The sequence below is a fragment of the Paenibacillus sp. FSL R5-0912 genome (genome assembly GCF_000758605.1).
Classification (GTDB): domain Bacteria; phylum Bacillota; class Bacilli; order Paenibacillales; family Paenibacillaceae; genus Paenibacillus_AQ.
Map to the genome: position 1 here is coordinate 3828924 of NZ_CP009282.1, position 21811 is coordinate 3850734.

The 21811-nt window shown below is 50.8% G+C and carries 16 protein-coding genes; 15 read left to right on the forward strand and 1 reads right to left on the reverse strand.

From position 1 onward, the window contains the following. Window positions 1-72 precede the first annotated feature (72 nt). From R50912_RS16250 to R50912_RS16275, 6 genes are all read left to right on the forward strand, one after another. On the forward strand, window positions 73-678 hold the full coding sequence (locus tag R50912_RS16250; protein WP_042236361.1) for a hypothetical protein: 606 nt from the start codon (window positions 73-75) through the stop codon (window positions 676-678). A 289-nt stretch (window positions 679-967) separates the two neighbouring features. Continuing rightward, on the forward strand, window positions 968-4918 hold the full coding sequence (locus R50912_RS16255; protein WP_042236363.1) for a discoidin domain-containing protein: 3951 nt from the start codon (window positions 968-970) through the stop codon (window positions 4916-4918). A gap of 150 nt (window positions 4919-5068) precedes the next feature. Further along, the gene (locus tag R50912_RS16260) at window positions 5069-6670 is read left to right on the forward strand and encodes a peptide ABC transporter substrate-binding protein (RefSeq protein ID WP_042236365.1); all 1602 of its coding nucleotides are present in this window, start codon (window positions 5069-5071) and stop codon (window positions 6668-6670) included. Between the two features lie 118 nt (window positions 6671-6788). After that, a complete protein-coding gene (locus R50912_RS16265; RefSeq protein WP_042236367.1) occupies window positions 6789-7004 on the forward strand; it encodes a hypothetical protein in 216 nt (71 codons plus the stop codon). Beyond that, window positions 6973-7515: an alpha/beta hydrolase gene (locus tag R50912_RS16270; RefSeq protein WP_081956527.1), complete on the forward strand. Its 543-nt coding sequence runs from the start codon at window positions 6973-6975 to the stop codon at window positions 7513-7515. The genes R50912_RS16265 and R50912_RS16270 overlap by 32 nt, the downstream gene beginning before the upstream one ends. Before the next feature lie 190 nt (window positions 7516-7705). After that, complete coding sequence (locus R50912_RS16275; RefSeq protein WP_042236369.1) at window positions 7706-8482, forward strand: flavodoxin family protein; 777 nt, start codon at window positions 7706-7708, stop codon at window positions 8480-8482. 145 nt (window positions 8483-8627) lie between these two features. On the opposite strand, the gene R50912_RS16280 is transcribed toward R50912_RS16275, so the two are convergent. Beyond that, entirely contained in the window at window positions 8628-9611 is a 984-nt protein-coding gene (locus tag R50912_RS16280; RefSeq protein ID WP_042236371.1) for an SHOCT domain-containing protein, read from the reverse strand. Between the two features lie 225 nt (window positions 9612-9836). Between R50912_RS16280 and R50912_RS16285 the strand changes: the two genes are divergently transcribed. From R50912_RS16285 to R50912_RS16325, 9 genes are all read left to right on the forward strand, one after another. Beyond that, entirely contained in the window at window positions 9837-12497 is a 2661-nt protein-coding gene (locus R50912_RS16285) for a sensor histidine kinase (RefSeq protein ID WP_042236372.1), read from the forward strand. Further along, window positions 12490-13206 (forward strand): response regulator, encoded by a 717-nt coding sequence (locus tag R50912_RS16290; protein WP_042236373.1) that lies wholly within the window; start codon window positions 12490-12492, stop codon window positions 13204-13206. Before R50912_RS16285 ends, R50912_RS16290 begins: the two co-directional genes overlap by 8 nt. A 228-nt stretch (window positions 13207-13434) precedes the next feature. Further along, a complete protein-coding gene (locus R50912_RS16295; protein WP_042236375.1) occupies window positions 13435-13761 on the forward strand; it encodes a hypothetical protein in 327 nt (108 codons plus the stop codon). A 278-nt stretch (window positions 13762-14039) separates the two neighbouring features. Continuing rightward, window positions 14040-14984: a ketopantoate reductase family protein gene (locus tag R50912_RS16300; protein WP_331281921.1), complete on the forward strand. Its 945-nt coding sequence runs from the start codon at window positions 14040-14042 to the stop codon at window positions 14982-14984. Between the two features lie 130 nt (window positions 14985-15114). After that, window positions 15115-15600: a nitroreductase family protein gene (locus R50912_RS16305; protein WP_042236376.1), complete on the forward strand. Its 486-nt coding sequence runs from the start codon at window positions 15115-15117 to the stop codon at window positions 15598-15600. Between the two features lie 31 nt (window positions 15601-15631). Beyond that, the gene (locus tag R50912_RS16310) at window positions 15632-17377 is read left to right on the forward strand and encodes an ABC transporter ATP-binding protein (protein ID WP_042236378.1); all 1746 of its coding nucleotides are present in this window, start codon (window positions 15632-15634) and stop codon (window positions 17375-17377) included. After that, entirely contained in the window at window positions 17361-19205 is a 1845-nt protein-coding gene (locus tag R50912_RS16315) for an ABC transporter ATP-binding protein (protein WP_042236379.1), read from the forward strand. Before R50912_RS16310 ends, R50912_RS16315 begins: the two co-directional genes overlap by 17 nt. 149 nt (window positions 19206-19354) lie before the next feature. Further along, a complete protein-coding gene (locus R50912_RS16320; RefSeq protein ID WP_042236381.1) occupies window positions 19355-20035 on the forward strand; it encodes a response regulator transcription factor in 681 nt (226 codons plus the stop codon). After that, window positions 20032-21786, forward strand: a complete 1755-nt coding sequence (locus R50912_RS16325; protein WP_042236383.1) for a sensor histidine kinase — start codon at window positions 20032-20034, stop codon at window positions 21784-21786. The genes R50912_RS16320 and R50912_RS16325 overlap by 4 nt, the downstream gene beginning before the upstream one ends. The last annotated feature ends 25 nt before the right edge of the window (window positions 21787-21811 follow it).

Consider the following 21811-nt stretch of genomic DNA (forward strand, 5'->3'; position numbering starts at 1 on the left):
ACATTCCAGAATAAACCACCGGGATTATAATACTCGGGTGTAAGCACCCAGTAATCGCAAGGAAGGTGGATTTTGAAGAAGCTTGTTTACAGAATCATCAGAGCGCTGTTTCTTATAGCCTTTTTGATCCTAGCCCTTGACTATTCCGGCAAGGTTGCCAAAGAAAAGCGTTATGAGAGCTATGCAACGGAAGCTGTTGATGTGGATACTATCGCAGCCCGAAGGGAGTACACCAAGTCGATACTCAGCCTGACAGAGCCGTTCCGTATCAGTTTCCAGAAGCAGTGGATTCCTGAGGATGAAGAGCATGTGATTGATATTCAGCAGGAGATCCGCAAGATAGGCGATACCGTCGTTACGCTGGAGAAAGCCTACCTGAGCCGGGGTGACGTAACTTTGGCACTGTCGCTGGAGCATCATACTGTAGTGCGGAGCGGTGCTTTTTTGTACGATTATATGATTGATAAAGATGGAGCGCAGCATGGGATAACCCCTGTGCTGAAATTCTATTCCCGCAACGAGCCGCTTGCTGTTGACTCCTTCGGTTACGGGTATGGTTCAGGCAGCAGCAGTGTCTCTGTGTCTATTCCCCTCGAAATCCTGGAACAATACAATTATTCTATTGATGTAGAATACGATGGTTTCGTATTATACGGGTACGAATATACGGGTGATTAATATGATGCAGGCATGATCCTTGAGCACTTCCCTGGCGGAAGTGCTTTTTTTTGATCACGATCATTGAATCGCCTATCTTTTAAGTAGAATTAGCTATTAAAGATCTTGCTGCATTATCTTTATAATTAGTGTGTATTGCAGCGAAGTGAAGGGAGGCGATGAAGATATTATAGATTGTTACGTAAAAAGATTAGACCAGAAGGGTGGCATAGACAGGTTGTAAGAAGATTGGCTCATGGGTTCTACATTTGTTGTAACCGCTCTCACAATCGAAATGAGGAGGAATATAATGCGCAACAAGTATGTCTTATGGTCACTTGTAGCCACGCTGCTAATCTCAACTCTGTTTATGGCCGCCGGACCGCTGACACATTCATCAGCTGCCGGGGGACAGAATCTGACGCTTAACAAAACCATCACTTCCAGCGGCCAATCTCAGACGTATACGCCTGACAACGTCAAGGACAGCAACCAGAGCACCTATTGGGAAAGCACAAATGATGCTTTTCCCCAATGGATTCAGGTTGATCTGGGTGGACTCACCAGTATTGATCAGCTCGTGCTGAAGATACCTGCAGGCTGGGAAACACGCACGCAGACGCTAGCGGTACAAGGGAGTACGAACGGTTCCACCTTTACAGATATCGTGGCTTCGGCAGCTTATGTGTTTAATCCATCGGCTGCGGGCAACAGTGTTACGATTAACTTTGCAGCAACCAGTACGCGTTATGTGCGCCTGCTCGTAACCGCGAACACCGGATGGCCGGCAGCCCAGTTCTCTGAGCTTGAAATTTACGGTGCCAGCACTCCAACGGCCACCCCTGCAGTCACTCCTACTGCAACACCGGTTCCAGCAGGTACCTATGAAGCAGAATCTGCCGCACTCTCCGGCGGGGCGAAAGTGAATACAGATCATGCGGGTTACTCGGGCACGGGATTTGTTGACGGTTATCTGACCCAAGGACCGTCAACCACCTTCACGGTGAACGTAGCCGCAGCGGGTTCGCGGAATGTTACGCTGAAGTACGCCAATGCGAGCGGAAGCGATAAGACCCTCAGCATCTATGTTAATGGAAACAAAATTCGCCAGTCCAGCTTGCCTAATCTGGCGAACTGGGATACCTGGAGCACGAAGGCCGAGCTCCTGACGCTGAACTCCGGCAGTAATACCATCGCCTACAAATATGATGCAGGTGATACGGGGAACGTCAATCTGGATCAGATTGTTGTAGCGGCAGCAGTGACCGCCACACCAACACCTACACCTACACCTACACCAGCTCCTACAACGGCTCCATCACAAACACCGGTGCCTACGGCTACGGTGGCGCCTACTTCCACAACTACACCTGCGCCTACCGCAACCCCAGTTCCGACGGCATCTCCAACGCCGACCGCCACACCGGTTCCAACGCCAACGGCTTCCCCTGGAGGGAACATCGCCATTGGTAAGGCAATCAGCGCATCCTCCAGCACACAGAATTTCGTTGCCGGTAATGCCAACGACAACAATACGGCTACTTACTGGGAAGGAAGCGGTAATCCAAGCTCGCTCACGCTTGATCTCGGTGCCAATCATAACATCACTTCGATTGTACTGAAGCTGAACCCGGCCACGGAATGGGGGACACGGACTCAGAATATTCAAGTACTAGGACATAATCAGAGCACGTCAACCTTCAGCAATCTGGTCTCCGCTCAGGCGTATACGTTCGACCCAGCCAGCGGAAATACGGTGACGATTTCCGTTACGGCAACCGTCAAGCGTGTCCAGATCAATATTGCTTCCAATTCAGGTGCCCCTGCGGGACAGATAGCCGAGTTCCAGGTCTATGGAACACCTGCACCGAACCCGGACCTGACGATTACAGGCATGTCATGGACTCCGGCTTCTCCCGTTGAAACGAATGAGATTACATTGAATGCCATCGTGAAGAATAGCGGCAGTGCCGCAGCAGCGGCCTCAACAGTTAATTTCTATCTGAACAACGAGCTGGCAGGCTCGGCCCCGGTAGCAGCTCTGGCAGCGGGTGCTTCGGCAACCGTGTCATTGAATGCCGGTACCCGAACAGCTGCCACCTACCCGCTCAGTGCGAAGGTAGATGAGACTAATCTGATCATTGAACAGAATGACAGCAACAACAGCTACAGCAGTCCTTCATCACTTGTTGTTGCTCCTGTATCAAGCTCCGACCTTGTAGGTACGACATCCTGGACACCGGGCAATCCGGTAGCAGGTAATAGCGTATCCTTTGCAGTCAATCTCAAGAATCAAGGAACAACTGCTTCCGCAGGAGGTGCTCATGGAATCACCGTAGTATTGAAGAACTCAGCTGGTTCCACCGTACAGACATTCAACGGCTCCTACAGCGGAGCGATTGCTGCAGGGGCTTCTGTGAATGTCTCCATCCCGGGAACATGGAGCGCAGTCAACGGCAATTATACCGTCACCACAACAATTGCTGCAGATGCGAATGAAGTAACGACCAAGCAGGTTAATAATGTAAATACCGTTAATCTAGTTGTATATGCCCTGCGCGGGGCCAGCGTCCCATACAGCCGGTATGATACACAGGATGCAACCCGTGGCGGATCTGCTACACTGAAATCCGCTCCAAACTTCGACCAGATGCTGATTGCTTCAGAAGCATCGGGCCAGAGTTACGTAGCCCTGCCTTCGAATGGCTCTTATGCCCAGTGGACCGTCCGTTCAGGTCAAGGCGGTGCCGGGGTCACAATGCGATTCACAATGCCGGATTCGGCAGACGGAATGGGTCTTACCGGAGCGCTGGATGTATACGTAAACGGCACCAAAGCCAAAACCATCCCGCTTACTTCCTATTACTCCTGGCAATATTTCTCCGGCGACCAGCCTGGTGATGCACCAGGTGCCGGACGCCCATTGTTCCGCTTCGATGAAGTACACTGGAAGATGGATACACCGCTCCAGCCCGGTGATACGATCCGTATTCAGAAGAATAACGGGGACAGTCTGGAATATGGTGTGGATTTCCTGGAAATCGAGCCTGTCCCGGCAGCGATTGCCCGCCCGGCCAACTCGGTATCGGTAACCGATTACGGTGCAGTTGCGGGTGACGGCCAGGATGATCTTGCAGCCTTCAACAGCGCGGTTACAGCAGCCGTGGCCGGCAACAAATCACTCTATATTCCAGCCGGAACCTTCAATCTCAGCAGCATGTGGGTGATTGGCTCCGTCAGCAATATGATCAATAACTTTACGGTTACAGGGGCTGGTTTCTGGCATACCAACCTGCAATTCACCAATCCTAGTGCTGCGGGCGGCGGGATCTCGCTCCGCATCCTGGGTAAACTGGATTTCAGCAATGTCTACATGAATTCCAATCTCAGATCACGTTATAACCAGAATGCCATCTACAAGGGAATGATGGATAATTTCGGCAACAATTCAGTCATTCATGATGTCTGGATTGAGCATTTTGAATGCGGCATGTGGGTAGGCGATTATGCACGGACTCCGGCAATCTTCGCTAACAATCTGCTAGTGGAGAACAGCCGTATCCGCAACAACCTGGCTGACGGCATCAACTACTCCCAGGGTACCAGCAACTCGACCGTCCGTAACACCAATGTGCGCAATAACGGAGACGATGGTCTGGCCGTATGGCCGAGCAACACTTTCGGTGCTCCGGATGGGGTGAATAATACCTTCTCGTACAATACAATCGAGAATAACTGGCGTGCCGGCGGGATTGCCTTCTTCGGAGGCAGCGGCCACAAAGCGGATCATAACTACATTATCGACACGGTAGGCGGTTCCGGCATCCGACTGAACACGACCTTCCCGGGTGCGCATTTCAACAACAACACGGGCATTCTTTTCTCGGATACCACGATTATTAACAGCGGCACCAGCCGTGACTTGTATGACGGGGAACGCGGCGCGATTGACCTCGAAGCTTCGAGTGACCCGATCAAGAACGTAACGTTCACTAACATCGATATCATCAACACCCAGCGTGATGCGATTCAGTTCGGATACGGGGGCGGATTCTCCAATATCGTATTCAACAACATCAATATTAACGGCACAGGACTCGATGGAGTAACCACCTCACGCTTCTCCGGCGCCCATAAGGGAGCTGCGATCTATACGTATACCGGCAACGGCTCGGCTACATTCAACAACCTGACAACCAGCAATATTGCTTATCCAAGCCTGTATTATATCCAGACCGGCTTTGGGCTGCTGATACAGTAGACAGGATAGTAAGGGGAGGGGCTCAAGCGGGCTCCTCTTATTTTACATGGAATATTAATATTGATCTTCGATAAATTCCGACAGCGTAATATCTGCCCCCCATGCTATCCTATTCCTAATACATAATGGCTTTACAAAGGGGAAACGTTGATGAAAAGGTTGCTTCATGTCATTTTGGCAATAGGTTTAATGTTGAGTGTAACGCTCACGGGAGGGACGGGCAATTCATCTGCTGCACAAGCTAATACTGTATTGCGTATTGGTCTGGGAAGTCTTCCAGAGGTACTTGACCCGGCAGTAATTGCAGATGACAGTTCAGTTACGGTTGTTAAGGGGTTGTTTGAAGGACTGTTCCGCCTGAATGCTGCCGGCCAGGCTGTTCCGGCAATCGCAAAATCATGGACCCTATCGAATGATGGCCTAATCTATACCTTCACCCTTCGTTCGAATGCGAAATGGAGCAATGGGCAGCAGGTGCTGGCCTCGGACTTCGAGTATGCCTGGAAGCGGGCGCTCGCTCCGGAAGCAAAGCATGTCTACGCTTTTAATATGTATATGATTAATAATGCGCAGAACTACAACGAGGGAATTCTCAAGGATGCTGCCAAAATCGGCGTAAAGGCGTTGGATACAACCACTCTTCAGGTCACATTAAAGGAGAAGACCTCCTATTTCATTCAGTTGCTTGCGGAGAGCATCTATCTGCCGGTGTACCCGAAGAACGCAAAAGCCAACAGCCAATGGGCATCAGATATTAAATCTATGGTAACGAATGGTCCCTTTAAGCTGAAGCAGTGGTCCTATAAAGAAATTGTTCTAGGCAAGAATCCGGATTATTATGCGGCCAAAGAAATCAAGCTGTCTGAGGTACGCTTGCTTCTGCCAAAAGCCGGAACAGCAAATCCGACGGCTGCTTTCGTCAATAAAGAGGTGGATTGGGTTGGAGGCGGAGGACAAGAGCTTCTGGATTCATCTTCTTTAGATTACAGAACCTCCAAGCTTACTTATGGAGCGCCCTATGCAACTAATTATTACTATCAATTCAATCTGAATAAGGCTCCATTCAAGAATCTGAAAATACGTAAGGCATTGGCTATGGCCGTTGACCGCGAAGGTCTGCGTTATGGTACTCCTGCATTTGGAGTTGTTCCCCCAAGCATTCATGGAGCGAAGCTGAATTTCAGGTCAGAGGTCTCCGACAAAGCCTACTTAAAAGAAGACGCTGCAATGGCGAAGGTGCTGCTGGAGGAAGGGCTGCGTGAAGAAGGATTGACCACTCTTCCAGAATTTACAATTATTATGAATGATGAGGGCAACCATGATTCCATCGCAGAATCTGTCATTTCGGATTGGAAAGAGAAGCTTGGCATTCAGGCAAGTCTTGAGGTGCAGAGCTGGCCGGAGCTGATGGATAACCGGGCGAATCAGAATTTCTCGGTGGCTAGAGCAGGTTGGGGAGCAGATTTCAATGATCCGGCATCTATGCTGGAGCCGTTCACCTCATGGAGTCCGGATAATGATACAGGCTGGAGCGATGAAGGGTATGACGCTTATCTAAAGGAAGCCCGGCAAACGGCAGATCCTGTTATACGCATGCAAATCTATACGAAAGCCGAAAAAATGCTTATCGACCAAATGGTAATTCTCCCGCTGTTTTATTGTGTTTCCGGTGTACTGCATAATCCTTCAATCCAAAATGTACACGTTGACTATGACGGGTCTATAGCGTTTACAAGAGGGTTTTGGATGTGAATCTATACAGGAGCTCGGTATCTTACCGCAGCTCCTTTTTTGCATCTAAACGCATCGCAAGACAAGGTATGAATAGAAGTGGTAAAATTTACTCAACTGATTTCACAGGAGGCAAAAGATGATGCGGATTGAACCCAGAGAGCTCAGCTACAAAGCATTCCCTGCATCGGAAGCGACAGCGGTGGGGATGAAAGTCCTGCCTATGAATCCTGACGCGGTCTATTGCAAGGTGCTGCACAATCATACCTATTGCGAGAGAGACGGCCGGCCCCTGCATATGCATCTGATATTACCGTCACAGCATGAACGTCCGGAAGAATGCCGGGCAGTTTAATATTGATCCGGAGCAAATCGTAATTTGGGGAGACTCCTCCGGCGGTCATACGGCAGTGATGACGGGGATAACTCCGCAGGACAAGACGCTCGATACGGATGTGTACAACGGATTTTCCTGCGAAGTGAAGGGAATCATCGACTACTACGGTCCTGCAGATATTACCCGGATGAATGAGGCACACTCAACGATGGACCATGCCGGAGCAGATTCTCCCGAAGGCCTGCTGATCGGAGGTCTGAGTGTACTGGTGAATCCGGAGCAGGCGGAACCAACCATTATTATGAATCATATTTCGCAGGAAGTGGACATTCCGCCCATCCTAATCATCCATGGCAATAAGGATCGTCTGGTCCCTTTTGAGCAAAGTGTGCTGCTGTATAACGACCTGAAGCAAAAAGGTAAGGATGTTGAGTTCTACAAAATAGAGGGAGCCGATCATGGCGGCCCTGACTTCTGGTCTGATGATGTGCTCGGTATTGTTCAAGATTTTATTATACGGGGAGGGTGAGGTCATAAGCGGATAACGGTTGTGGCCTTTTTAGAAGGTCTTCACTAATCGTTCAAGATCAAGCTGTATCCGGCCAGACAACGAAGCATATCTATGTTATTATATGAAATGAATGAATATAAATATATTCATTCACAAAAACAAGTCCAAAATATAATTATGATCTCATCACTACTCTGGAGGGACAGTCATGAAGAAAGTCACCGCAATTATTGGTAATCAGCAAAAGCATGCGACGTACAGAGCAGTCTGCGAATTTGAAGCTCAGCTAAGGACATACGGGGAGATTGAGTTTGAGTACATTTTCCTGAAGGATTACAGGCTAGAGTTCTGCCGGGGCTGCAAGGTCTGCTTCAGTAAAGGCGAAGAATTGTGCCCGCTCAAAGATGACCGGGATGTACTGATCAGGAAGATGGAGCGCTCCGATGGTGTTATTATGGCCACTCCGAATTATGCATTCCATGTATCGGCAACGATGAAGAATCTGCTGGACCGGCTGGCTTATGTATTCCATCGGCCGCAGTTCTTCGGCAAGACTTATACAGCGGTCGTCAACCAGGGCATTTACGGCGGCAAGGGTATCGTCAAATATCTTAGCAGTATGGGAGAGAATCTGGGCTTTCAGGTGACCCCGGGCTGTGTGCTTCATACGATGGAGCCGATAACACAAGCTGCCCAAGAGAAAAATTCACAGCAAATCCGCAAGGCCGCCGCCAGATTCCACAAAGGGCTTATGCGTCCGTCACCTCCAGCGCCCACGTTATTTAGACTGATGCTGTTCCGCTTGTCCCGGACCAGTATTCATAATATGCTGGATGACAAGTCCAAAGATTACCGGCATTACAAGGACAACGGCTGGTTTGAGTCGGCTTATTATGTTAAAGTTCCGCTGGGGCCCTTCAAAAGACTGGCCGGACGCCTATTTGATCTGATCGGTCGAAGAATGGCTAAGAATGCCAAACAATGAATGAGTACAATTATATTCATTCACGGAAAATGGGGGTGCGTTGGATACGCTGACTTGGCTGAGGCTACTTCAATAGCACAATTAAAAAAGAGCTATGCCTCCTGCAATAGCAGAGGTCATAGCTCTTCAAGACTCACGCAAGAAATCAGCTGTTCAGCAGCTCAGATTTCTTGCGGTCGAATTCCTCTTGCGAAATTACGCCCATATCCAGCAGCTGTTTGAACTTCAGCAGTTCATCCGCGGCACTAAATTTCTCCGGTTTCGCAGCAGCTGTTGTTGCCGGTTCTGGTTTGGAATCAAACCCTAAGTCAAAGAATTCGCCTTCAATTACATTAATCTCCGAATCTGCAACCGCACGCTGCACCTTATCCCTATCCTGCGCCAGCTGAGCTTCTGAATAATGATCGCAAGCATCGTACAAAGCTTCCCGCAGGCGGTGTCCCATAGGTTTCATGGAGAAATAGGTCATCCCACCGGAGAGAAGTCCGCCCAGAACAGGTATGAACTTGGATGCGCCTTGGGCGAAGGTTTTCTTGGTAATTTTAATCCCGATATAAGAAGAGATTTTCTTCAGCAGCGGGTAATACATCGTTTGGGCGAAGTCTTGCCGGGTCTGCTCATTCAGTAGCTGCCGGGAATTAGGTGCGTTCAGAATGCGCAGCATCGGAGCAGAGCCGGCCACTCCAAACATAACTCCCAGATATAATGTAAGCTCACGGCTAACCTGCTCCGAATCCGGGTTGTTGCCTTGCCACAGAGCTGCGCCCCCATACAGGTAGGCTAATTCCTGGGACAAGCGCATGGCTACGCCAAAAAACTGCAGGGTGTCTGCCGGAATGGTCGCTGCCATGGCTAATCCGCCCGGAAGGCCTGCTGCTGTGGAAGCTGCTGTACTCAAGATAGTACGCTTTTCAATTAGCGTCTTGGCTAGTTTGTCAATGACCGATAGGCTGATCCCGGCTTCAAGCGGTCCCCGCTCCAGTATGGTACTCATATTTCCATAAGTATCATATTTGGCAAACTGCTGTGCAAGGAATTCACTCCGGTCAACCTGTACCCCGGGAAGCTTCACTGCTCCAGCCAAAATCATCTCCATCGTCCCTTGTCCAGATTGCTGTTCGTTGGTCATCTCAGATCTCCTTAGAATCGGTATGTTGAATTATTTACTCTACAATATTCTGCACCGCCCTGCGGATCACCTCCTAAATGATGCCATCCATCACCTCATCTTAATGCAATCTTAATGCCACAGCCAATTCCATAATGTCATGCTGATTGTGCACATGATATACTGACGCTATCATAAAGAGTACGAACGCACGGCATGATGCTTATATAGGAAGGAACCATTCGAATGGCAGGATACACACCGGCTGAGAATCAGCGGGGCAGGCTGAAAATATTCTTCGGCTACGCACCCGGTGCAGGCAAGACATGTGCTATGCTCTATGCCGCGCATGAAGAACAAAAGGAAGGTCTTCAGGTGGCCGCAGGCTTTATTGAATCTCATAACAGAGCAGATACGCAGGAGCTGCTGAACGGGCTGGAGCTTCTACCACCGCTGGACATATCTATTCACGGGGAAAGGGTCCGGGAGTTTGACATTGACCTCGCGATCCGCAGAAGGCCGCAGCTGATCCTGGTCGATGATCTCGCCCACACCAATGCTCCGGGAGGCCGCCACAAAAGAAGATATCAGGATGTGGAGGAGCTGCTGCGGGCTGGAATTCACGTATACACCACGGTAAATGTTGAGCATATAGAGAGTCTGACTGATGTCGTGACCTCCATTACAGGTATTCCTGTGCTGGAGCGTATTCCGGACAGCGTATTTGACCGTGCAGATCTGGTGGAGTTTGTGGATGTCGGACCCGGCGAGCTGATTGAACGTTTCCAGAAAGGCCGGATATACCCGGATGAAGAGCTGCAGCAGAGACATGCAGGTTTGTTCATCCCCGAAAAACTGCTTGCCCTGCGGGAAATTGCACTGCGCTATACAGCTGACCAGCTGAACAGGATCGCCGTACAGCTTGGGGAGAAGGCGGTCAGTGCTACCTTTTATACGAAGGATCATATACTGGTCTGCCTGTCCTCGGCAATCTCCAGCAAGAAGGTGATCCGCACTGCAGCCAGAATGGCCGATGCCCTGCATGGAACGTTCACGGCACTGTATGTGGAAACGTCTAGGACGAAAGAATTAACAGTCAAGAACAAGGCAGAGCTGCGAGAGAATCTGAGATTGGCAGAACAGCTTGGAGCACAGGTCGCGACAGTCTATGGGGAGGATGTTCCCGGACAAATTGCCGAATACGCCAAAACAAGCCGGGTCTCCAAGATCGTTCTGGGGCGTTCTCAGCACAAAACCCGCTGGCCGGCCAAATATACCATTGTCGACAAGCTGTCGGCGTCCGCTCCGAATATTGATATTTACATTATTCCGGATAATGGGCCTTCCTTGTACAAAAAGTTCCCGCAATATGCCAAATCTCCGCTTCTGACGCTGGCTGATACCGGTAAAACGATAGGCATCCTGCTGGTCTGTACATTGATCGGGTTATGGTTCAAGTATCTAGGCTTCAGTGAAGCGAATATTATCAACGTGTATATCCTGGGTGTTCTGCTGGATGCGATGGTTACGAAAGGGCGGCTGTACAGCGCAGCTACTTCGATTTTGAGTGTGCTTGTATTTAATTATTTGTTTACTGAGCCTTTATTCTCTCTGCAAGCCTATGATTCCGGTTACCCAGTGACTTTTCTGGTCATGCTGTCAGCCTCGTTTATCACGAGCACACTGACCTTGCGGGTGAAGGAACAAGCCAGGGAATCCGCACAAAAGGCTTACCGGACTGAGGTTCTGCTGGAGACCAGCCGGAAGCTGCAGCAGGCCAAGGATACCCCGGCGATCATCAACGAAACGGCATTGCAAATGCTCAAGCTGCTGGACCGGAGCATTATTATCTATGGGGTAGTGGAGGGTGAGCTTGCCGAACCACTGATTTTTGCCAAGGAGGAAGCCGCAGTTGATCCGCAGAGCTGTATCTTCGATGATGAACGCAGAGTGGCGGAGTGGGTGCTGCAAAATAACAAACGGGCAGGAGCTTCAACTGATACTTTCTCAGCCGCTCATTGTCTGTATCATGCGGTGCGCGGAGGGGATACGGTCTTTGCGGTGGCGGGCATCGTAATGGAGCAGGAAGAACCGCTGGAGGTTTTTGAGAAAAGCCTGATGATTGCCATGCTGGGTGAATGTGCCCTTGCCCTGGAGAAAGATAAGCTGAATGAGAAGCAAAAGGAAATCTCTCTGCAAATCCAGCAGGAACAGCTGCGTACCAATCTACTGCGGGGCATTTCACATGATCTGCGCACACCGCTTACGAGTATTTCCGGCAATGCGGGCATACTGATCGGCAACTCGATGGTCCTGAATGAAGAGCAGAAGAAGGAACTGTATAACGATATCTACGATGATTCCATGTGGCTGATCAATCTGGTGGAGAATCTGCTGTCCATTACCCGGATCGATAACGGCGCTCTTCACCTGAATTTTCAGGCGGAGCTGCTGGAGGAAGTGATTGCCGAGGCGCTGCTGCATGTAAACCGCAATAAGGATGAGCATCATATTGAGATCCGGCTGGAGGATGAGCTGCTCATGGCCAGAATGGATTCACGGCTGATTATTCAGGTCATCATCAATCTGGTGGATAACGCGATTAAATATACTCCGCCCGCGTCACAGATAACGGTATCCGCCAGACTCGAGGCGGGCTGGGTGGTAGTGGAGGTCGCTGATGATGGCCCCGGCATTTCACCTGAAGCCAAAGCCAAGGTGTTCGAGATGTTCTACACGGCAGACAACGTGCGCGGAGACGGCAGGCGCGGATTAGGCCTAGGACTGGCACTCTGCAAGTCGATTATCCACGCCCATGGCGGTAATATTGAATTACGAGATCATGCACCGCAGGGGACGGTATTCAGCTTCACCCTGCAGGCAGAAGAGGTGAATGTCCATGAATAAACCTTTGATACTTGTGGTAGAGGATGACAAACCTATCCGCAAGCTGATTACAACAACACTGGAGACCCAAGGCTATAAATATCATACCGCAGAGACAGGGGAAGCTTCGATTCTAGAGGCCGTGTCCAGTCAGCCGGATATCATGATTCTGGATTTGGGGCTGCCCGATATGGATGGTGTTGATATTATCCGAAAGGTCCGGGCCTGGTCCAATATTCCGATTATTGTGGTCAGTGCGCGCAGTGAAGACCGGGACAAAATTGAAGCGCTCGATGCGGGGGCTGATGATTATCTGACTAAGCCGTTTAGCGTGGAGGAGCTGCTGGCCAGGCTGCGGGTTAGTCTACGCCGGATCCGGGGAGACAGCGAGAAGCTGATGAAGGATTCGTCTGTTTTTACCAACGGGAATTTGCGAATCGATTACTCGGCAGGCTGTGTCTGGATGGAGGATGAAGAAATCCATCTGACGCCGATAGAATATAAGCTGCTGTGCCTGCTGGCCAAGAATGTGGGTAAGGTATTAACCCATAATTACATCCTGCATGAAATCTGGGGCAGCCCTACGTATGATATTCCGGCACTGCGTGTATTTATGGCTACACTCCGGAAGAAGATCGAGAGTACACCCTCACAGCCGAAGATTATCCAGACGCATATTGGTGTCGGTTACCGGATGCTTCAGGCAGGAGACGACAGCAAGGTGATCTGAACCGGCTGGCGGAATTCGCACAGCTGCGGTCCCCAATAACATTCTTAACCATGTCCTTAACAGACATGGTTATTTGTCGTTCCAGCTATGGAGGCGCTAACTGGAGCGGTTGTGCTACCGGCATTTTAACGAAATCTTAATTCGCTGAAGCAAACCCTAACCCTGAATTAATGGCATGAGTGGTACGCTGAAGCGGAAGTGATACACAGAAGAAGGAAGGCAATGTAAATGGATCTGATGTTTAGAAATATTGGTCTGCTCACGGTCATAACAACATTACTGGTTCTGATCAAAAAGAGATACGACTGGATCGGTCTGCAGCAGGAAGGCTGCTATGAGAACTGTGATGTATATAAAGCAGCGGACCGGTTCGCTAATGGAGCGTCTCCAGAGGAGGTCAGGGCGATTCTCGTTGACAGCTTCGAGTTCGATCTAAAGGGGCCGGAACAGATTCTTGCCCGGGCGTTGCCCCGCAGAATGGAACCGGACGGAGGACATCGGGCTTTTATCCAGGCGGTCAATCAGGAGCTGGGTGAGGAAATTTACCGCTCATAATTCAGAAGAATGCACACGGATAGTCATGGTCCATTCGCAGAAAAGCCCCTGTAGGAGAAGCAATCATCGGCCAGTCGCGCACACCTCTATGGCGTGCGTTGTGGAATGAAGAAGATCCGCTGGGCCTGGGCCCAAGCTTATTAATAGACAATCACCTGCACTATGTTCATAAATGTACAGACATGCCCGCATTGGCAATTGCGCATCATCCCCTCTGCTGATAATCTAATGAACAGATGTTCAGAAAAGAACAAATGTTTGAAGATGAGAGGGGATTAATGATGCGAATATTAGTTATTGGAGCAGGTGTACTCGGCAGTTATTTGGCACATGTGCTGGTGCGTGGCGGGAATGACGTAACGGTGCTCGCCCGGGCGAAGAGAGCGACCCAGCTGCAGCAGGACGGGCTGGTGATCCGGCATTATTTTCAGCATAAAACGACTGTAGACCAGGTGAAGGTTATTACCGGACTCAGGACGGAGGATGTCTATGATCTGATCTTCGTGGTGATGAAGTACAATGACTTCCCGGCGGTGCTGCCGCTTCTGGCGGACAACCAGAGTACCAATATTGTTCTGGTCGGCAATAACGGAGATACTCACGGCATGCAGCGGTTCTTCAAGGAGAACAGCCGAATTCCACAGAATATCGTGTTCGGGTTTCAGCTTAGCGGAGGGATCCGGGAGAAGAACGGCCGTGTGATCAGCATTCGTATGGGTGTTCAAATGGTGCTGGGCAGCCTGGAAGGGGAGGTTCCCTTCAAGTCCGAGCTTGCGCAGGCCTTCCGGCAGACGAAATACAAGCTTGATTATCCGGAGGATATTACCGCATGGTTGCTGAGCCATATTGTTCCAATTGTAGCTATCACTTCAGTCAGTTATCTTCATAACGGCGATTTGGCAAAAGCAACAAAGGATAACGCCCGCTGGAAACAAGCCGTTGCGTTGATAGATGAAGGATTCAGTGTGCTTGACAAGCTTGGCATTAAGACGAATCCGGCAGCACTCGTGAAAGGGGTTAAGCGGCATCCAAGGCTGGTCTATCAAGGAATGAAAATGGTCCACAAGCTGCCATTCATGAAGCTGGTGGACGGCTCCTTCAGCGAGATTTCCGCACTTTATCAAGCGTTTGAACCGCTTAAACAGCAAGCGGGTCTGCCTACTCCGGCCTGGGATGATTTCAAGCAGCAAACGTTCACGAAATATGCCCTGGAGCAGAAATGACAAACTAACCAGAAACAACTCATGAAGAGACCGCTGCTGCGGAGCTTTATGAGTTGTTTTGTTATGCGGCTTGACAATTCCCTGAATAAGGGTATACAAATGTATACAACTGAAGGAGTGAACATAAACCATGACAATCATTGATACCATCCAGACCCGCAGAACAATTAAAGTCTTCAAACCGGAGCCAATCCAGGAGAACGATGTGAACTCTTGGCTGGAGGCGGCAAGCTATGCCCCGAATCACCGGATGAACGAGCCCTGGGAGCTGCTGTTTATTGGACCGGAGACAAGAGCAGCGCTGAACCATAAGACAGATTTCGGCGGAGCTCCATTGTTAATTGGCATTCTCTCCAAGCCTGCCGCCAGCCAGATGGAACGCGATGAGAACGTTATGGCTGTCTCCTGCTATATCCAGAATTTCATGTTGGCTGCCCATGAAGCAGGTGCAGGTGTGTTCTGGTCGTCCCTGGGCGCTTCAGTCCGGGGCCGTGAGATTCTTGGCGTTCCGCAGGAGCATGATGTGATAGCTGTACTCGCTGTGGGCTATCCGGCGGAAATCCCTGCTGCCAAGCAGAGAATGCCAATCGCTGATAAAATCACATACTTGCCGTAAACGGACGACTGATGAGATGAAGGTGACCTGAATGTGGAAACTCAGGGGGTTCATGAAGCCGTATGTACTCTGGTGCGTGCTCGCCCCGCTGTTAATGGTAGTTGAGGTAGTTATGGACCTGCTGCAGCCGGCACTGATGGCCAGCATCGTGGACAAGGGCCTGATGATGAATGATCTGCCGCATATTATTTCGACAGGCGGGATCATGCTTGGGGTTGCAATCATAGGTATGGTCGGCGGTGTAGGCTGTACTGTTTTTTCAAGTATCGCTTCACAGAATTTCGGGAATGATCTGCGGATCAAGCTATTTGAGCATATCCAGACCTTCTCTAACCGGAATCTGGACCGGCTCAAGACCGGATCACTGATCACCCGTTTAACGAATGATGTGGTACAGCTGCAGACTTTCATGCAGATGATATTACGGATGTTTGTTCGATCTCCACTGCTGCTGATCGGCAGTCTGGTGATGGCGATCCGGATCAGTCCGTCGCTGGCGCTAATCCTGCTGGCTGCGGTGCCGCTGCTGTTCATTCTGCTATACGTGCTGATCCGTCTATCTTTTCCTTTGTTTGCTAGAATGCAGGAGAAGCTGGATGCGGTAAGTAATGTGCTGCAGGAGAACCTATCCGGCATCCGCGTGATCAAAGCTTTTGTCCGCGCGGGACATGAGCAGAAGCGGTTCGATACCGCTAACACAGACTATACCAATACCGGAATTAGAGCCATTCGCCTAATGGCGCTCAACATGCCGCTGATGATGCTTATCCTGAACGCAAGTATTATTGCCGTCCTCTGGTTCGGCGGGCTGCAGAACTGGAGCGGCAAGCTGCCGGTGGGTGAACTGATCGCATTCATTAACTATGTAACCCAGCTGCTGATGTCCATGATGATGCTGAGCAACATGCTCGCGTTTGTATCACGGGCTAAGGTGTCAGGGGACCGGGTGAATGAAGTGTTCGCAACCACAAGCGAGATTACAGAAGCACCTTCGGCGAATAGTGATGTAATTACGCATGGACGGATCGAATTCAACCAAGTCTCATTCGCCTATAACCGGGCAGATGAGAATCTTGTGCTGGAAGATATCAGCTTTGTTGCGAACCCCGGCGAGACAGTTGCTATTCTGGGGGCTACCGGAGCCGGCAAATCCACGCTGGTCAGCCTGATTCCACGGTTCTACGAGGTGTTGTCCGGAGCTATTGCCATTGACGGAACAGACATCCGGCAGATTGGCATTGATCATCTGCGCAGCCGGATCGGCTTCGTTATGCAGCAGTCGCTGCTGTTCAGCGGCAGCATCAGGGACAATATCCGCTACGGCCGTCCGGAAGCCACAAATGCAGAGGTAGAGCAGGCAGCTATAGCCGCCGAAGCACATGGATTTATTAATACACTGCCGGATGGTTATGACACCTTGCTCGGGCAGCGTGGGGTTAATCTGTCCGGCGGACAGAAGCAGCGGCTGTCCATCGCGCGTGCGCTGCTGATTCAGCCCGTAGTTCTGATTATGGACGACAGCACCAGTGCGCTGGATGCGGTAACGGATGCGCGGATTCGTCTGCTTTTGAAGACTCAGCTGCGGAACTGTACCATAGTTATGATAGCTCAGCGTGTATCGTCGATCATCGATGCGGACCGGATCCTGATCCTGGAGAATGGCCGGATTGCTGCCCAGGGCACCCATAAAGAACTGATGGCAGGCAGCGAAATTTACCGGGATATCCGGGAGTCGCAGCTGAAGGGAGAGGAGGAACCTTATGTCCAGTCATCCTAATCAGACACAGGCACCCGTCCGCCCAGGCGGGTTCGGCGGGGGGCCTCCCGGCGGACGAGGAGCTGTGGTGCCGAAGGTTCGCGCGAAGAACCGCATGGCTACGATCAAGCGCATCTGGTCCTATCTGAACCGTCAGCGTACGGGACTTATTATGGTCTATGTATTTACAATACTTAACGCCGTAGTAGCACTGATCGGGCCTTATTTGCTCGGAAAAGCGATAGACTCGGCAATCATTCCCCATGATTATGGGCGGCTCGTCCGGTTCTGTATCATGCTGGGCGGTGTTTACCTGCTTGGCAGCGCCGTCTCCTGGGTGCAGGCCTACGTAATGACTTCCGTGTCCCAGAGAACGGTGTACGAGCTGCGGCGTGATCTGTTCGCTAAATATCAGGAGCTGCCTATAGGCTTCTTCGATACGCGTGCCAATGGTGAGCTGATGAGCCGGGCAACCAATGACATCGACAACGTGTCGAACTCATTGAATCAAAGTGTGACCCAGCTGCTGAACAGTCTAATCACATTAAGCGGTTCGCTGGTCATAATGCTGATGCTGAATGTTCCTCTGACGGTTATCGCTTTGGTGACGATCCCGCTGGTCCTGCTGGCCAGCCGTAAGATTACTGGCCTCAGCCGGATCTATTTCAAGAACCAGCAGCAGCATCTGGGTGAACTCAACGGCTTCATTGAAGAAGCGATCAGCGGCCAGAAGGTGATCAAGCAGTACCGCAGAGAAGAAGCTGAAACGGCAAGGTTCCGCGGAATGAGCGATGAACTTAATAAGGTCAGCATTAAGGCGCAGATTGTATCCGGGCTGGTCGGTCCGGTCATGAACCTGATTAACAACCTGGATTTCGCGCTGATTGCCAGTGTGGGCGGATGGATGGCTTTCAAAGGCCTGGCTACAGTCGGAGTTATTGTCAGTATGCTGAACTACGCCAAGCAGTTCAGCCGGCCGATATCCGAGCTTGCGAACCAGTACAATCTGATCCAGTCGGCAATTGCCGGAGCGGAGCGTGTATTCGAAGTGATGGATATGCCTTCGGAGTACATCGGCGAGCAGCCGCAAGAGCTGCCCCGGGTGCACGGGGAAGTGATATTCCGTGATGTCGTCTTCGGCTATCAGGCGGATGCTCCGATCCTGAGCGGTGTAAGCTTCGTAGCTAAGCCTGGCGAGAAGATCGCTCTCGTCGGCCCGACCGGGGCAGGGAAGACTACTATTGTTAACCTGCTGACCCGCTTCTACGAAATGAACAGCGGAGAGCTGCTGATCGACGGAAGAGATATCCGCGAACTGAATAAAAATGAGCTGCGCAGCCAGTTAGGTATGGTACTGCAGGACGCGCATGTATTCTCTGGAACAATTCGTGAGAATATCCGGTTCGGCCGCCTGGACGCTACTGACAGTGAGGTTGAAGAGGCCGCAAGCCTGGCTAACGTCAGCGGGTTCATCGCAAGATTGCCGCATGGATACAATACGATGCTTGGCACGGACGGAACATCGCTCAGCCACGGCCAGCGCCAGCTGTTGACGATTGCCCGTGCCATCCTTGCCGATCCGGCTATCCTTATTCTCGATGAGGCAACCAGCAGCGTGGATACCCGGACTGAAATGCATATCCAGCAGGCGATGCGGACCCTGATGCAGGGCCGGACCAGCTTTGTGATTGCCCATAGGCTAAGCACGATCCAGGATGCGGACAGGATTCTCGTCATCCAGGGCGGTCAGATCGCCGAGCAGGGCAGCCACGAGCAGCTGCTTGCTCTAAAAGGTATGTACCATGAGCTGTATAGCAGCCAGTTCAAGCATGCGGTTCAGGCAGGCTAAGGCAGCAACAGTACATTTGAATAGTTGCATTTCAGGAGGGCAGCGCAATGCGCTGCTTCTTTTTCTTAGAAAATTTGAATCAGGGCACATAAAGGACATACAACTCGACTATGCTGAGTGGTATAAACGGGGGGAAAGCGGGGACTACATTGAAGAAGAAATTGCTGCTCGTCGAGGATGAGCTGCGTATCCGTGAACTGGTATCGGATTATTTCATCCAGAACGGCTGGGAAGTGCGCGAAGCCGACAACGGACAGGATGCGCTCCTCTGGTTCGATTCACTTCTGCCGGATCTGCTGATTCTGGATATCATGATGCCCAAGATGAATGGTTTTGAAGTCTGCCGGGAAATCCGCAAGCAATCAGCGATCCCCATTATTCTGCTGACCGCCAAGTCTGCAGATGACGACAAAATATACGGCTTTGAATTAGGTGCAGATGATTATGTAACCAAGCCCTTCAGTCCCAAGGTACTGGTGGCCCGGGCAAATGCGCTTATGAAACGGGCCCAAGGCACACATCTGCCGGATTCGGGCATTGTGAAGTTTGGGTCGGCGATCTTCAATACGCCGGCCCACCGTCTGGAGTTAGAGGGTGCAGAAGTCGAGCTTACCCCGAAGGAATATGATTTATTAACGCTGCTGATCCGGAACAAAGGGATGGTGATTTCCCGGGATACGATCCTCAGCCGGGTCTGGGGAATTGAATTTGAGGGAGACTCCCGTGTCGTGGATAGCCATATCAAGAAACTGCGCAGCAAGCTGGGTTATGAATCCCGGTTTATCCGTACGGTCATCGGTACAGGGTACAGGTTCGAGGTTGAGGAATGAGAAGACGCGGAATTACCTTTAAGCTGTTTGTGATGACTGTAATCTTTTTTGTATGTTTTTACGGGATGGTGATCTTGAGCCAGCTGCTGTTCTTCGACAGCTTCTACCAGAGCCAGAAGGAGAACAGGGTGGAGAAGCATCTTAAGAGCTTCGGGACGGGCTATACGGAAGAATCCTGGGGGCGTAGCCGTACGTCCCGCGAACTGGTCCGCTTCATGCTGCGCAATAAGACTCAAATGGTCATTCTGAAGCTGGATGGCCGAATGAAGTCAGAGGACCCGTTCCGGATGAAGCTGACGGATGAGGCGGGCAAGATTCAGGTAATTCCGATGTCCCTGTTCATGAACGAGTACGGGGATACGCTTAGGGCAGCCAATCTGAAGGAAAATGATCAAGTCACTGTCCAGGGAGAACGTCTTGAGGAAGACAATGACTCTGGGAATCTGATCTATCCGCTCACAATTACAAAGCAAGGCGGACCGCAGATAGGCGAGGAGCCCGAAGACGGGATGAGCACTATTTCCGGGACAATCACTGAACTTGTATTACCGGATCTGAAGGTCTGGAATCCGCGGCAGGGCATCCTCTTCGAGGCCTTGGAGGACTGGTTTCCTCTGACTCTTGAGCAGAATGAAGAGCTCCGTAATCTGAACATACTGAAAGAGGAGTGGACCGCTCCCTGGAGCGGCATCCGGAATTCAGTCATCATTCTTCCGGTCAAGCAGGCGGACGGGGAGATTGAACTCTTATTTACGGTCACCTCCCTGCAGGATGTTAAGGATTCGAATGTAGCGCTGCGCTGGTTCTTTTTATATCTGGGGATCGGCGGGTTTGTTCTGATACTGGTCCTGTCCCTGTTCTATTCCAAGATGGTTACCCGTCCGCTGATTAAGCTCAATAATATCGCGAAACGGATGGTATCGCTGGATTTCACAGGTCATTCTTCGATCCGTCAAAAGGATGAGCTGGGCAGCTTGTCCAAAAGTATGTTCACTTTGTCGCAAAGTCTGGATGCTGCACTGGGTGACCTTCGTGAGGCGAATCAGCAACTGGTTGAAGACATGGAGCAGAAGAAGAAAATGGAGCAGATGCAGCAGGACTTTTTTGCGAGCGCCTCTCACGAATTGAAGACTCCGCTCAGTATTATCAAGGGATTCGCCGAAGGTCTGGAGGATGGGGTAAGCGCCGGCAAACAGGATCATTATATCAAGGTCATTATCGAGGAAGCCGACAAGATGGAGTTTCTCGTCAAAGATATGCTCGATTTAGCCAAGCTGGAGTCCGGGACCATCAAACTCCGCAAAAGCTCCTTTATGCTGAGTGAAATGACGGAGAAGGTGACGGACAAGCTGATCCATTCACTCGGTGACAAGCAGCTGAATGTGGTTATTATTCCGGCGAATGAGCGGCCGCTTTATGCAGATGTGTCATGGATTGAGCAGGTAATCAGCAACCTGCTGACCAATGCGATCAGACATGCGGAGCATGATAGTACAATAACAGTAGCTGTGGAGGGTCATGAGAAATCACTCTCATTCAACATACACAATAAGGGTGAGAACATCCCCGAAGATCAGCTGGAGCAGATCTGGGAGCGCTTCTACCGGGCGGAGGCTTCACGCAGCCGTCTGACAGGAGGAACCGGACTCGGGCTTTCGATTACGAAGCAGATACTCGATATGCACGGCTGCCGGTATGCAGTGATAAACACAACGGACGGCGTCTGTTTTAGTGTGACCTTTGAAGGCTGAACGGACTCCTTACAACCTGTCAAGA

What these genes read in the sequence shown, in the direction of transcription:
- R50912_RS16255 (WP_042236363.1), top strand. Translation starts at nt 968, where the DNA reads ATGCGCAACAAGTATGTCTTATGGTCACTTGTAGCCACGCTGCTAATC.
- R50912_RS16260 (WP_042236365.1), top strand. Translation starts at nt 5,069, where the DNA reads ATGAAAAGGTTGCTTCATGTCATTTTGGCAATAGGTTTAATGTTGAGT.
- R50912_RS16265 (WP_042236367.1), top strand. Translation starts at nt 6,789, where the DNA reads ATGATGCGGATTGAACCCAGAGAGCTCAGCTACAAAGCATTCCCTGCA.
- R50912_RS16270 (WP_081956527.1), top strand. Translation starts at nt 6,973, where the DNA reads ATGAACGTCCGGAAGAATGCCGGGCAGTTTAATATTGATCCGGAGCAA.
- R50912_RS16275 (WP_042236369.1), top strand. Translation starts at nt 7,706, where the DNA reads ATGAAGAAAGTCACCGCAATTATTGGTAATCAGCAAAAGCATGCGACG.
- R50912_RS16280 (WP_042236371.1), bottom strand. Translation starts at nt 9,611, where the DNA reads ATGACCAACGAACAGCAATCTGGACAAGGGACGATGGAGATGATTTTG.
- R50912_RS16285 (WP_042236372.1), top strand. Translation starts at nt 9,837, where the DNA reads ATGGCAGGATACACACCGGCTGAGAATCAGCGGGGCAGGCTGAAAATA.
- R50912_RS16290 (WP_042236373.1), top strand. Translation starts at nt 12,490, where the DNA reads ATGAATAAACCTTTGATACTTGTGGTAGAGGATGACAAACCTATCCGC.
- R50912_RS16295 (WP_042236375.1), top strand. Translation starts at nt 13,435, where the DNA reads ATGGATCTGATGTTTAGAAATATTGGTCTGCTCACGGTCATAACAACA.
- R50912_RS16300 (WP_331281921.1), top strand. Translation starts at nt 14,040, where the DNA reads ATGATGCGAATATTAGTTATTGGAGCAGGTGTACTCGGCAGTTATTTG.
- R50912_RS16305 (WP_042236376.1), top strand. Translation starts at nt 15,115, where the DNA reads ATGACAATCATTGATACCATCCAGACCCGCAGAACAATTAAAGTCTTC.
- R50912_RS16310 (WP_042236378.1), top strand. Translation starts at nt 15,632, where the DNA reads ATGTGGAAACTCAGGGGGTTCATGAAGCCGTATGTACTCTGGTGCGTG.
- R50912_RS16315 (WP_042236379.1), top strand. Translation starts at nt 17,361, where the DNA reads ATGTCCAGTCATCCTAATCAGACACAGGCACCCGTCCGCCCAGGCGGG.
- R50912_RS16325 (WP_042236383.1), top strand. Translation starts at nt 20,032, where the DNA reads ATGAGAAGACGCGGAATTACCTTTAAGCTGTTTGTGATGACTGTAATC.